Below are 11,688 nucleotides of genomic sequence, written 5' to 3' on the forward strand. Positions count from 1 at the left end.
GTCCCGCATGAAGATCGTCGTCATAGGCGCGACCGGCACCATCGGTTCCGCCGTCGCCGCCGCGCTGGAGAAGAACCACGAAGTCGTCCGTGCCTCGCGAAGCGGCCCCGTCCGGGTGGACATGGACGACCCGGCCTCCATCGAGGCGCTGTTCACGGCCGTGTCCGGCATCGACGCCGTCGTGTGCTGCGCGGCGAGCGGCAAGCTGACCCCGCTGGACTCCGACGACGACTACACCCAGGGACTGCAGGGCAAGCTGTTCGGCCAGCTGCACCTGGTGCGCCAGGCGATCGGCCGGCTGCGCGACGGCGGATCGATCACCCTGACCAGCGGCGTCTTCGAACGGCCCACCCCAGGAAGCTCGTTCGGCGCCCTCGTCAACGCGGGCCTCGACGCCTTCGTCGGTGCCGCCGCGATCGAGATGCCCCGCGGATTGCGGGTGAACACCGTCAGCCCCGGGTGGGTGGCCGAGACCCTGGAGGCCATGGGGCTCGACGGCGCCGAAGGGACCCCCGCGGCGGACGTGGCACTCGCCTACACGGAAGCCGTCGAGGGCGACGCGCAGGGCCGCACCCTGCGCCCGGCGCGGCGGCGGCGTCCGGGCGTTCCGGTGGGAGGATCGGTCTCATGACCCGTACCGCACAGGGCGCCGCCAAGGCTCCGCGCCCGCCCGCCCGCGAGCGGATCCTGTCCACCGCGACCACGCTCTTCTCCGAGTACGGGATCAGGGGCGTCGGCATCGACCGGATCATCGCCGAGTCGGGCGTGGCCAAGGCCACCCTGTACACCCACTTCAAGTCGAAGGACGCCCTGGCGCTCGCCTTCCTCGCGGGGGTGGACGTGGCCTGGCGCGAGATGCTCACCGACGCCGCGGCCGCCGCGGGGGACGACCCCGCGGACCAACTGGTCGGCCTGTTCGACGCGATCGACGCCGCGTCGGAGAACGGCCGCTTCCGCGGCTGCCCTTTCCTCAACACCGCGAGCGAGTCGGCGCCGGGCAGCCCGGCCCACCGGGCCACCGTGGAGCACAAGCGGGCGGTGCGCGCCTGGACGGGCGGACTCGCCGAGGCCGCGGGCGTGCGCGAACCGGCGCTCCTCGCACGGCAGTTGACCGTCCTGCTCGACGGCGCGATGGCCGCTGCCGCCCTGGAGCCCACCGACGACGTGCTGCCCGCGGTGCGCCAGGCGGCCCGGCACCTTGTCGAGGCGGCCCGCCCTTCCAGTGCGTCCGGCGATTGAACCCTCACCCCTTCCGCGGCCGAGCCCCACCCTTGGGCCCCAGCAACTGCTCCCGCAGAGCGGTGAGTTGATGCGACGTATCCACGGCCCGAGCCTCGTCCAGCGCAGTCAGTGCCAGCAACAGCACATCCGCGACCACAAGAGCCGTGAGCGCCTCGGTAGTTATCCCCGTGGGCGTATGCGGAGCAGTCAGCACCGCGTCCACCCGCCCCCCGTAAACCTCCGCCAACTCGTCCGTCACCAGCACGACCCGCGCCCCCACGGCCCGCGCCCGGTCGATGAGTACGGCCAGCTCCGGCAGGGCCCGCCCGGGCTGGAAGATGACCACCGCGTCCCCCCGCCGCAGGGCGAGCAGATCGTCGGCGAGGGCGAAGCCCGTCGCCCCCACATGCCGGGCCCGCCGCCCGATCCGGCCGAGCGCCAGCGTCAAGTGCCGTGCGGCCAGCTCGGACGCGGCCACCCCGAAGCAGTGGATCCCGTCGGCCCCGGCGAGCACGCCGACCGCCGTGCGCAACGCCTCGTCCGAGGTGAGGCGGCGGGCGTGCTCGATGCGCTCCTGCGCCTCGTCGAAGACCTCGTCCCAGATGCCGCCGAGGTCCCGCCCCACATGCGCGATGCGCTGGGCGAGCCGCACCTCCGGGGCGACGCTGGAGGTGAAGTCCGCCGTCAGGTCGCGCTTGAGCGCGGGCAGGCCCGCGTACCCCAGCCGCTGCAGGGCCCGGACGACCGTTGCGTTACTGGTCCCGCTCGCCGACCCCAGCTCCTGTGCGGACGCGAAAAGGAGGGACTCGGCGGGCGCCCCCGCCAGATACTGCGCCACCGCCCGCTCGGACGCTGACAACGTCTCCCACTGGTCCCGCACAGCGGCCCGCAGCCGCGCCAGGCCGCCCCCTGGCGCACCGTCCCCGCCCTCCGGCGGCTCTGAAATCTGCATTACAGCTATTGACTCCCGTGTGGTGCCCGTTACTCTCCTGGACAACGCATTCCAAGAGGAGAGAGTTCCGTAACCGACGTTACAGGAAGCCGGTCGCGGGGACCTCTCCATCGCGAGGAGAAGCATGGCACCGCGCACCAGAACCCTCCCGGTAGTCGAGATATCCGGCACCCCCACCGCCCGTGGACGCCAGTACGGCGAAGCCGTCCGCCCCCAACTGCACGCCGCCCTCGGCTACTACGAGGCCGCGTTCGGCCGGTCGGCCGGGCTGACCTGGGACCAGGTGACCGACCGCGCCGCCCGCTGGCTCAAGCCGGTCGAGGACTACGCGCCGCACCTCGTCGAGGAGATGACCGGCATCGCCGAGGGGGCGGGCGTGGGCCTGATGGACGTCCTCGCCCTGAACGCCCGCGGCGAGGTCATCTACGACCGGTCGTTCAAGGACATGGTCACCAGCGCCACGCCGCGAGCCACCCCGGAAGCCGCCCCACAAGTCACCGCACAAGCCACCGCCGAAGCCCCCGACGGCTGTACCTCCTTCGCCGCCTACGGCGAAGCCACCGGCGACGGCCACGTCTACGCGGGACAGAACTGGGACTGGCGCGCGGGCGTCGCCGACACCGTCGTCATGCTGCGCATCGTCCAGCCCCCGAAGCCCACCCTGATCATGCAGGTCGAAGCGGGCCAGGTCGGCCGCCAGGGCGCCAACTCCGCCGGGATCGCGCTCAACGCGAACGGTCTCGGCGGCCGCTTCAGCGACGCGGTCGGCCTGCCGCAGACCGTCGTACGCCGCAGCGTCCTGGACCAGCACGCGATCACCGACGCCGTGGACGTGCTCTGCCGCACCCGCGCCCACATCGCCTCCAACGCCCTGCTGACCTGCCGCGAAGGCTTCGCGCTCGACCTGGAGACGACGCCCGCCGGGCACGGCTGGATGTATCCGACCGACGGCCTCCTCGTGCACGGAAACCACTACCAGGCGGGCATCCCCGCCGCCCTCGCCGACGGCTACCGCCCGCTGTCCCCGGACTCCCTCGTCCGCGTCCCCCGCGCCGAACAGGGCCTGCGCGCCCTGCGCGCCGCCACCGGCCCCGACGAGTCCCTGAAGATCATCAAGCAGGCCATGTCCGACCACCTGGGCCACCCCGAGTCGCTGTGCACGCACCCCGACCCGCGCCGCCCCGACATCGAGCACTGGGCCACCCTCGTCTCCTCCTGCGTGGACCTGACGACCGGCGACTACCGCGTCACCGCGGGCACCCCCTGCGACCGCGACTACCAGCACCTTCCGTGGAACCTCTACGACGGCCCGTACGGAGACGCCAGATGACACGGACGCACCGGACGACCGGCACGGAACACCGGCGCCGCCGCGCCGCCGGAGCCGCCCTCACCGCCACCGCCCTCCTCGCCGCCGCCGGCTGCGCCGGAGCCGACACCTCCGCCCTCGGCGGCAAGCCCGCCGACGCCGCCAAACTCAAGCTGTCCCCGACCACGGCACCCGCCCGCGGCCAACTCGACCGCGCCGACTGGCTCCTGGAGGACGAGCCCGACTCCCTCGACCTCGACACCCAGGGCACCAGCGCGGGCCGCGTCGTCCTCACCAACGTCTGCGAGCGGCTCTACCAGCTGCAGCCCGACATGAGCGTCAAGCCCTTCCTCGCCGAGAAGGCCCGCACGCCCGACAGCCGCACCCTCGTCCTGACCGTCCGCGACGGCGTCACCTTCCACGACGGCTCCAAGCTCACCGCGGCCGACGTCCTGTGGAGCCTGAAGCGGCACGCCGACCCGGACATGGAACAGGCCGACGAGTTCGGCAACGTCATGAAGATGGAGAGGACCGGGCCGCGCGACATCACCGTCCGCTTCAAGCGGCCCGACGCCCTGTTCACCAAGGCGCTCGCCGGTGACGCGGGCATCGTCTGGAACCCGCGCCAAGTCAAGGCGGCGGGCAAGGAGTTCGGCACGCCGGGCCAGGGCGACGCCTGCTCGGGTCCGTACCGCCTGAAGAGCTGGAAGTCCGGTGATTCGATCGGCATCGAGGCGTACGAAGGGTATTGGGGCAAGCAGCCGCTGACCCGTCGCGTCGACTTCCGCTGGGCCTCCGACAGCGCGCTCGTCAACGCCCTGAAGACGGGCGCCGCCGACGGCGCGTACGCCGAATCGCCCAACACCGCCGCCGCCCTGCGCACCACCAAGGGCCTCAAGCAGTACTACGGCCCCTCCACCGCCTCCCTCGTCCTCATCCCGACCGCCCGCGGCGGCCTCAAGGACCCGGCGATCCGGCGCGCGCTGTCCCTCGCCCTGGACCGCAAGGGCATCGCCAACTCCGGTTACGGCGGGCTCGTGCAGCCGTGGGCCGCGCCGGTCGGCGCGGGCGCCTGGGGGTACGAGAAGCAGCACTTCGCCGCCGCCCAGCGGAAGTTGGCGTCGGTGGCGCCCGCCTCGCCCACCGCCGACGACATCGCCGAGGCCAGGAAGCTGGTCAAGGAGGCGGGCGCCCCGGGCGACCCGATCGTCATCGGCACCGACAGCAGCCAGGGCCGCACGGTCGTCGCCAACGCCACTCGCGCCGCGCTCCAGCGCATCGGCCTGAAGGCGCAGATCAAGACGGTCCCGCCCGCCCAGTTCGAGGAGTTCTACAGCGACCCCGGCGCCCGCGCCGACATCGACGCCCTCGTCGGCGACTGGTACATCTCCAAGTCCGACCCCATGGGCTTCTACGACAACGGCCTCTCCGACTCCCCCAACAACTGGGTCGGCTTCAAGGACGCGACGTACGACCGCCTGGTGGGCCGCGCCCTCGGCACGCTCGAAGACAAGCGCCGGGCCCGGCTCGCGACCGACATCCAGCGGCGCTTCGTGGCCGCCGCCGTCTGGATCCCGGTGGCGCAGGTCCCGACGGCCCTCGTCCTCAGCGACAAGCTGACGGGACCGCCCGCCTCGCAGGCGTACCTCTACTACCCGTGGGCGGCCCAGCTCGGCCCGCGAAAGGCCGGGTGAGCACCGTGACACGGGCAATATCGAGGGTCCCGCGGGCAGTGACGGCCGTACTGAGACGGCTCGCGGGCGTCCTCGCCACCCTCCTCGCCGCCTCCTTCGTCATCTTCGCCGCCGTGTACGCCGCGCCCGGCGACCCCGCCGTGTTCCTCGCGGGCGGCCGCGACAAGCTGACACCGGAACGCCTCGCCCAGGTGCGCGCCGAGTACCACCTGGACGAGCCCCTGTTCGAGCAGTACGGCCGCTGGCTGTGGGACTGCCTCCACCTCGACCTCGGCCGCTCCTTCAAGTACAGCGACCAGGTCGCCGACCTGGTGGCGGCCCGCTTCCCCACCACGCTCCAACTCGTCCTGTACGCCACGGTCCTGTTCGTCGTCCTCGGCGTCGGCGCGGGCATCCTGGCCGCCGTGAAGCGGTCCACGTGGGTGGACTCGGCGGTGGTGGGGGCGACGACCCTTGCCGCGTCGGTGCCGTCGTTCGTCGCGGCGATCGCGCTGGTGTCGTTCTTCGGGGTGCGGCTCGGCTGGTTCCCGGTGACGGGCAGCGGGTCCGGGTTCTTCGGCACGGTCCGCCATCTCACGCTGCCCGCCCTGTCGTTGGCGCTCGGCGCGCTCGCGCTCGTCAGCCGGGTCACCCGGCAGGCGATGGCGGACGCGGCGGCCTCCGACCACGTGGAGGCGGCGCGGGCCTCGGGCGTGCCCGAGCGCGACATCGTCCGCCGCCACGTCCTGCGCAACGCGCTCGGCCCCATCGTGACGATGTGCGGCCTTGTCATGGCGGGCATGCTCGCCGGCACCGTCGTCGTGGAGACCGCCTTCGGCCTCAGCGGCATCGGCTCGCTGCTCGTCGGCGCCATCAACACCCACGACTTCCCCGTCGCCCAGGCCGTCCTGCTGCTGATGGTCACCGGATACATCGTGGTCACGACGCTGGTGGACGCCGTCCACCCGCTCCTCGACCCACGCGTGAAGGGAGCGGCCCGATGACCGCGATCCTGACGGAGTCACCTTCTTCTCCTGCTTCTCTTGTACGCCCCCGACGCCGCCGACGCCCCGTAGGCGTCCTGGTGGCCGGCACCGTCCTCGGCCTGGTTGTCATGGCGGCCGTCTGCGCGCCCCTTCTCGCGCCGTACGCCCCCGACGCCATCGACCTGTCGTCCTCCCTCGTCGGCACCGGCCGCGACCACCTCCTCGGCACCGACTCCTCCGGGCAGGACCTGCTCTCGCGCGCCCTGTACGGAGCCCGCAGCAGCCTCATCGCCCCGCTGGCGCTGCTCGCCGTGGCCGCCGTCCTCGGCGTGACGCTCGGCGTGCTCGCGGCCTGGCGCGGCGGCTGGGTGGACGCCCTCGTGTCCCGCCTCACGGACGTGATGTACGCGTTCCCGGGCCTGCTGTTCACCGTCCTGATCATCGCCGTGTTCGGCGCGGGCATGACGACGTCGGTCCTGGCCCTGGGCCTCGCCTTCACCCCGACGATCGCCAAGTACACCCGCTCCCTGGCGATTTCGGAGGCCCGCAAGCCGTACGTCGACGCGTACCGGATCCAGGGCATGGGCGGCGTACGCATCTGCGCCCGGCACGTCGTCCCGAACCTGGCCCGCGCGATCCTCGGCTACCTGGTGGTCCTCTTCGGCGAGGCCCTGATGTCGCTCGCGACCCTCTCGTACCTGGGCTTCGGCGCCCAACCCCCGTCCTCCGACTGGGGACTGATGGTGCAGGAGGGGCAGGCGGCGATCGTGCAGGGCGCGATGCTGCCCGCCCTCGTGCCCGGTACGGCCATCGCCCTGGTGGTCGTGTGCTTCAACGTCGTCGGCGTCTGGGCCGCCGACCGCCTGGGGAGGCAGTGATGACCGAAGCACTCCTGGAAGTGGCGGACCTGAGCTTGCGGATACCGGGCGCCGCCCGCCCGCTCCTCGACTCGGTGTCGCTGAGCGTCGCCCCCGGCGAAGTCGTCGCCCTGGTGGGGGAGTCGGGCTCGGGCAAGTCCACGACGGCGAAGGCGGCACTCGGCCTCTTCCCGTCCGGAGCCTCGGTCTCCGGCTCCGTACGCTTCGACGGCACCGAAGTCCTCGGCCTCACCGGCGAACGGCTGCGCGCCCACCGCGCGGGCTCCGTCGCGATGGTCCACCAGGACCCGCGGGCCGCACTCAACCCGGTGCGCCGCGTCGGCGACTTCCTTGTCGAACGCGGCGCGAGCCGCTCCGGCGCGGTCGAACTCCTCGCCTCCGTGGGCCTGCCGGACCCCGAACGCCGCGTACGGCAGCGGCCGCACGAGCTGTCCGGCGGCATGCTCCAGCGCGTCGTCATCGCGGGCGCCCTCGCGGCCCGCCCGCGCCTCCTCCTCGCCGACGAGGCCACCAGCGCCCTGGACGTCACCACCCAGGCCGACATCCTCGCCCTGCTCCGCGACCTGCGCGCCGAGCACGGCCTCGGTCTCCTCTTCATCACCCACGACCTGCACCTGGCGGCGGCGTACTGCGATCGCGTGTACGTGATGTACGCGGGCCGGGTCGTCGAGTCCCGCACGGCCAAGGCCCTCTTCAGCACCCCCGCCCACCCCTACACCCAGGGCCTGTTGACCTGCTCGCCCACCCTCGACACCCACACCCCGCTCCACCCCATCCCCGGCCGCCCCCCGTCCCTGTCGGACACCCACCCGGGCTGCCCCTTCGCGACGCGCTGCGACCAGGCACTGCCGAGCTGCGAGACGTGGCACCCGGAGCAGATCCCGCTGCCGGACGGAGGCACGGCGGCGTGCGCGCTGCTGTCTTCCGAGGCGCCCTCAGAGGCGCCTTCAGAGGTGCCTTCCAAGGACGAGGTGAACCACGCATGACCACCGCTACTGCCCTGCTGGAAGCAGCGCACCTCAGCAAGACCTACGCCCTCCCGGGGGGCGGCGCCCACACCGCCGCGGGGGACGTGAGCTTCACGGTCCCCGAGGGCGGGGCCCTGGGCATAGTCGGCGAGTCCGGCTCGGGCAAGACGACGGTGGCCCGCATGCTCGTGGGCCTGGCCCGCCCGGACCGCGGCCGGATCACGGTGGCGGGCAGAGAACGCGAACCCCGCCCGCCAAGGGGCAAGAAGGCCCGCCTGACCAGGGCGAGGGAGATCCAGATGGTCTTCCAGGACCCCTACGTCTCCCTGGACCCACGCCTCACCGCGACCCAGTGCCTGCGTACGGCCCTGCGCCTGCACGGCAAGGAGGAGTCCACGGCCACGGACCTCCTGGACCGCGTGGGCCTGGGCAAACGGGAGGCCGACGCCCGCCCCAGGGACCTCTCAGGCGGCCAGCGCCAGCGCCTGGCGATAGCCCGAGCCCTGGCGGTGGACCCCAAGATCCTGGTCCTGGACGAGGCGGTGGCGGCCCTGGACGTATCGATCCAGGCCCAGATCCTGCAGCTCCTGGCAGAGATCAGAAGGGAGACAGGGGTGGCCCTGGTCTTCGTGAGCCACGACCTGGCAGTGGTCCAACACGTGACGGACGAGGTCCTGGTGATGCGCACGGGCAAGGTGATCGAACAAGGCGCCACGCGCAGGGTCCTGACGGCACCCACGGACCCGTACACCCGCAAGCTCCTGGCCTCCGTACCCACAGCAGACGGCTGGGACCCGGCAGCCGCAGCGGCCGTCTGAGCTCACCCGGCAGGCATCTTGAGCCCGTCCGGCGTTTGAGGACGAGGCCGAAGGCCGATAAAACCCACCCCCGGCGGAAAGCCAAAGAACAACGGAAAGCGACACAGACGGCACAAGGCGCCCACGCCAGGAAAAGGCAGGAGCCCCGCTGCCCCCGCGCATGATTGCGGGGGTGCGGGGCACCTTGGGTACTGCTTCCGTTCCGGATCAACCCCGTGTTATGCGGGGGTGACGTTCTCCGCCTGCGGGCCCTTCGGACCCTGCGTGACGTCGAAGGTCACGGCCTGGTTCTCCTCAAGGGAGCGGAAACCGCTGGCATTGATCGCGGAGTAGTGCACGAAGACGTCCGGGCCTCCGCCTTCCTGGGCGATGAATCCAAAGCCCTTTTCGGCGTTGAACCACTTCACGGTTCCGGTAGCCATAAGCCCTCCTTGGGCCAAAGGGTTGCCCTGCTCCAGAACCTGCGATTGTTGAAACAACTGCAAAAGTCTGAAAACGACGAGAGCCCGCGGGTCACATGCGCTCCGCAGGCTCTGTACTGCAAGGGAAACCAAACTGCAACTTGCGGCGAGCTTAGCACGCAGGCACCCGGAAGCAATAGGGATCAAGATCACGTCACCCGGAGGTTTGACGTGATCTTAAGGAGGGTTGACGGAAGGCCCTCCGAGGGCCCCGGCGCCCACGCCGTACCGCGACAGGTCTAGCCTCACCGATGTGGACAATTCTCCCGCAGACACCTCGGACGCCGCCGCCCAGGACGGGGCCGGCTCCGGCCGCACCGCACGGCCGCGCGTCGGCCACATCCAGTTCCTGAACTGCCTGCCTCTTTACTGGGGCCTCGCCCGCACGGGCACGCTGCTCGACTTCGAGCTCACGAAGGACACCCCGGAGAAGCTCAGCGAGCAGCTGGTGCGCGGCGAGCTGGACGTCGCGCCGGTCACCCTGGTCGAGTTCCTGAAGAACGCCGACGAGCTCGTCGCGTTCCCGGACCTCGCCGTGGGCTGCGACGGCCCGGTCATGTCGTGCGTGATCGTGTCGCAGGTCCCGCTCGACCGCCTCGACGGGGCGCGTGTGGCCCTTGGCTCCACCTCGCGCACCTCCGTACGCCTGGCGCAGCTCCTGCTGGCCGAGAAGATCGGCGTGCGGCCCGACTACTACACGTGTCCGCCCGACCTCGGCCTGATGATGCAGGAGGCGGACGCCGCCGTGCTCATCGGCGACGCGGCGCTGCGCGCGAACCTCATCGACGGCCCGCGGCTCGGCCTGGAGGTCCACGACCTGGGGCAGATGTGGAAGGACTGGACGGGTCTTCCGTTCGTCTTCGCGGTGTGGGCGGCGCGGCGCGACTACCTCGCGCGCGAGCCCGAGGTCGTACGCGAGGTGCACCAGGCGTTCCTGTCCTCGCGGGACCTGTCGCTCGACGAGGTCGCGAAGGTCTCCGAGCAGGCGGCGCGCTGGGAGGCCTTCGACGCGGGCGTCCTGGAGCGGTACTTCACGACGCTCGACTTCCGCTTCGGCGGCGCGCAGCTCGCGGGCGTGGCGGAGTTCGCGCGCCGGGTCGGGCCGACGACGGGGTTCGCGGCGGACGTGACGGTGGAGCTGCTGCAGCCGTAGGCGATGGGCCCCGCCGTGGGTGACGGGGCCGACCGTTTCACCCGCCGTCGGCCACCGGCCCCTTCATCTTCTGGCTGATCCACTGGATGGGCCCGTTCCCCATGCCCGGAACGTAGGAGTGGGCGCTGTGGCGGCCGCCCTGGATGACGTTGAGGCGGGTCTTGACCGGCCCCTTCCCGTACTTCTTCATGAAGGCGCGCAGGTTCGGCTGGAGGCGCTCCTGCGTGCCGACCTGGAGGGCGATGTCGACCTCGGGGCCCTTGCGCGCGATGAGGCGCTCGGCGAGCAGTCCCGGGTCGTTGGCGAGGCGCTCGGCCTCGTGTCCGCGCCACAGGGGCGAGTCGGGCACCGTGTCGGGGCCGCTCGCGATGACCGCCTTGAACCGGTCCGGGTACTTCAGGACCGACTTGAGCCCGACGAATCCGCCGGACGAGGAGCCCATGAAGCCCCAGCCGTCGCGGGACTTGAAGGTCCGGAAATTCGCCTTCACGAAATCGGGTACGTCGTCCGTCATCCAGGTACCCATTTTCGGCTGCCCCGGTATGTCACTGCCGTCGTAATAGAACTTGTCGTCCGGATTGAGCACGGGCATCACGACAATGAACGGGAGGCTCTTTCCCTGCCGGGACCACTTGGCGATGGAGCTCTCCAGCTTGAGGTCCGTGCCCATCCAATAGTTGTCGGGATAGCCGGGCCCGCCGGGCAGCGCGATGAGCACGGGGAAGCCGCTGTGTGCGTACTTCGGGTCGAAGTATTGCTTGGGCGCCCAGACCCAGACCTTTCCGGTGAACCCCGACTTCTTTCCCTTGAGGGTGGTCACGCCGATCTTCGTGCCGTCCTCGAGGGTGTTCTGCGTGGTGAATGCGGCGCGCGGTCCTGTGGGCAGCCGGGTTCCGCTGTGTTTCACCTGGCCGCCTGCGGCGCTCGGGCCGCCGGCGGACGCCTTCGGGTTGTCGAAGGTGACCGGCTCGGGCTTTTCCTTTTCGGAGGAGCAGCCGGTGAGGAGTGCCGCCGCGGTGGTCGCGGCGAGGGCGGCGGCGGTGAGTCCGGTCAGGCGGGTCGAGCGGAGGTTCATGGCGCTCCAACGAGACGTACGGGGCAATTTGCTCATTTTACGAAGAGATAGAGGGCGTCGGAGCGCGACCCGTTCCACGTGTACCGCGCGCACCGCCGCCCGCGTCCTCGCATACGCTGGCCGTCAGCACTGGCATGCGACGGACGCCGGGGGAATCGGCGGACAACCATAGGCGGCATGCGGTCTGCGCATCT

General features: G+C 71.3%; 12 protein-coding genes. 9 read left to right on the forward strand and 3 right to left on the reverse strand.

What is annotated here, in order from left to right; translation table 11 throughout:
• Positions 1–7: 7 nt before the first annotated feature.
• Both IEY91_RS29125 and IEY91_RS29130 read left to right on the forward strand, forming a co-directional pair.
• Entirely contained in the window at positions 8–631 is a 624-nt protein-coding gene (locus tag IEY91_RS29125; RefSeq protein ID WP_189176282.1) for a short chain dehydrogenase, read from the forward strand.
• Complete coding sequence (locus tag IEY91_RS29130; protein WP_189176283.1) at positions 628–1,239, forward strand: TetR/AcrR family transcriptional regulator; 612 nt, start codon at positions 628–630, stop codon at positions 1,237–1,239. Before IEY91_RS29125 ends, IEY91_RS29130 begins: the two co-directional genes overlap by 4 nt.
• A 4-nt stretch (positions 1,240–1,243) precedes the next feature.
• Here the strand turns inward: IEY91_RS29130 and IEY91_RS29135 are convergent, their stop codons facing one another.
• Positions 1,244–2,173: a MurR/RpiR family transcriptional regulator gene (locus IEY91_RS29135; protein ID WP_189176284.1), complete on the reverse strand. Its 930-nt coding sequence runs from the start codon at positions 2,171–2,173 to the stop codon at positions 1,244–1,246.
• Positions 2,174–2,297: 124 nt separating this feature from the next.
• Between IEY91_RS29135 and IEY91_RS29140 the strand changes: the two genes are divergently transcribed.
• The 6 genes from IEY91_RS29140 to IEY91_RS29165 are packed head-to-tail and all read left to right on the forward strand — an operon-like array spanning position 2,298 to position 8,805.
• On the forward strand, positions 2,298–3,503 hold the full coding sequence (locus IEY91_RS29140) for a C45 family autoproteolytic acyltransferase/hydrolase (RefSeq protein WP_189176285.1): 1,206 nt from the start codon (positions 2,298–2,300) through the stop codon (positions 3,501–3,503).
• Complete coding sequence (locus tag IEY91_RS29145) at positions 3,500–5,176, forward strand: ABC transporter substrate-binding protein (RefSeq protein WP_189176286.1); 1,677 nt, start codon at positions 3,500–3,502, stop codon at positions 5,174–5,176. The genes IEY91_RS29140 and IEY91_RS29145 overlap by 4 nt, the downstream gene beginning before the upstream one ends.
• Positions 5,177–5,214: 38 nt before the next feature.
• On the forward strand, positions 5,215–6,159 hold the full coding sequence (locus tag IEY91_RS29150; protein ID WP_164321962.1) for an ABC transporter permease: 945 nt from the start codon (positions 5,215–5,217) through the stop codon (positions 6,157–6,159).
• A complete protein-coding gene (locus IEY91_RS29155) occupies positions 6,156–7,019 on the forward strand; it encodes an ABC transporter permease (RefSeq protein WP_189176287.1) in 864 nt (287 codons plus the stop codon). Before IEY91_RS29150 ends, IEY91_RS29155 begins: the two co-directional genes overlap by 4 nt.
• Entirely contained in the window at positions 7,019–8,005 is a 987-nt protein-coding gene (locus IEY91_RS29160) for an ABC transporter ATP-binding protein (RefSeq protein WP_189176288.1), read from the forward strand. The genes IEY91_RS29155 and IEY91_RS29160 overlap by 1 nt, the downstream gene beginning before the upstream one ends.
• On the forward strand, positions 8,002–8,805 hold the full coding sequence (locus IEY91_RS29165; protein ID WP_189176289.1) for an ABC transporter ATP-binding protein: 804 nt from the start codon (positions 8,002–8,004) through the stop codon (positions 8,803–8,805). Before IEY91_RS29160 ends, IEY91_RS29165 begins: the two co-directional genes overlap by 4 nt.
• 218 nt (positions 8,806–9,023) lie before the next feature.
• On the opposite strand, the gene IEY91_RS29170 is transcribed toward IEY91_RS29165, so the two are convergent.
• Complete coding sequence (locus IEY91_RS29170) at positions 9,024–9,227, reverse strand: cold-shock protein (protein WP_016645643.1); 204 nt, start codon at positions 9,225–9,227, stop codon at positions 9,024–9,026.
• A 379-nt stretch (positions 9,228–9,606) separates the two neighbouring features.
• Here IEY91_RS29170 and IEY91_RS29175 point away from each other — a divergent pair, with 379 nt between their 5' ends.
• Entirely contained in the window at positions 9,607–10,419 is an 813-nt protein-coding gene (locus IEY91_RS29175; protein WP_229697306.1) for a menaquinone biosynthetic enzyme MqnA/MqnD family protein, read from the forward strand.
• Between the two features lie 37 nt (positions 10,420–10,456).
• Here the strand turns inward: IEY91_RS29175 and IEY91_RS29180 are convergent, their stop codons facing one another.
• Positions 10,457–11,494, reverse strand: coding sequence for an alpha/beta hydrolase (locus IEY91_RS29180; RefSeq protein ID WP_189176290.1), 1,038 nt, complete (start codon positions 11,492–11,494; stop codon positions 10,457–10,459).
• Positions 11,495–11,688: the final 194 nt, after the last annotated feature.

The sequence above is a fragment of the Streptomyces lasiicapitis genome (assembly GCF_014646335.1).
In the GTDB taxonomy this organism is placed as follows: Bacteria; Actinomycetota; Actinomycetes; order Streptomycetales; family Streptomycetaceae; genus Streptomyces; species Streptomyces lasiicapitis.

Excerpts from the sequence above, each read along its gene's own strand:
- IEY91_RS29135 (WP_189176284.1), bottom strand. The coding sequence starts at position 2,173 with ATGCAGATTTCAGAGCCGCCGGAGGGCGGGGACGGTGCGCCAGGGGGC.
- IEY91_RS29130 (WP_189176283.1), top strand. The coding sequence starts at position 628 with ATGACCCGTACCGCACAGGGCGCCGCCAAGGCTCCGCGCCCGCCCGCC.
- IEY91_RS29180 (WP_189176290.1), bottom strand. The coding sequence starts at position 11,494 with ATGAACCTCCGCTCGACCCGCCTGACCGGACTCACCGCCGCCGCCCTC.
- IEY91_RS29155 (WP_189176287.1), top strand. The coding sequence starts at position 6,156 with ATGACCGCGATCCTGACGGAGTCACCTTCTTCTCCTGCTTCTCTTGTA.
- IEY91_RS29170 (WP_016645643.1), bottom strand. The coding sequence starts at position 9,227 with ATGGCTACCGGAACCGTGAAGTGGTTCAACGCCGAAAAGGGCTTTGGA.
- IEY91_RS29140 (WP_189176285.1), top strand. The coding sequence starts at position 2,298 with ATGGCACCGCGCACCAGAACCCTCCCGGTAGTCGAGATATCCGGCACC.
- IEY91_RS29165 (WP_189176289.1), top strand. The coding sequence starts at position 8,002 with ATGACCACCGCTACTGCCCTGCTGGAAGCAGCGCACCTCAGCAAGACC.
- IEY91_RS29145 (WP_189176286.1), top strand. The coding sequence starts at position 3,500 with ATGACACGGACGCACCGGACGACCGGCACGGAACACCGGCGCCGCCGC.
- IEY91_RS29125 (WP_189176282.1), top strand. The coding sequence starts at position 8 with ATGAAGATCGTCGTCATAGGCGCGACCGGCACCATCGGTTCCGCCGTC.
- IEY91_RS29160 (WP_189176288.1), top strand. The coding sequence starts at position 7,019 with ATGACCGAAGCACTCCTGGAAGTGGCGGACCTGAGCTTGCGGATACCG.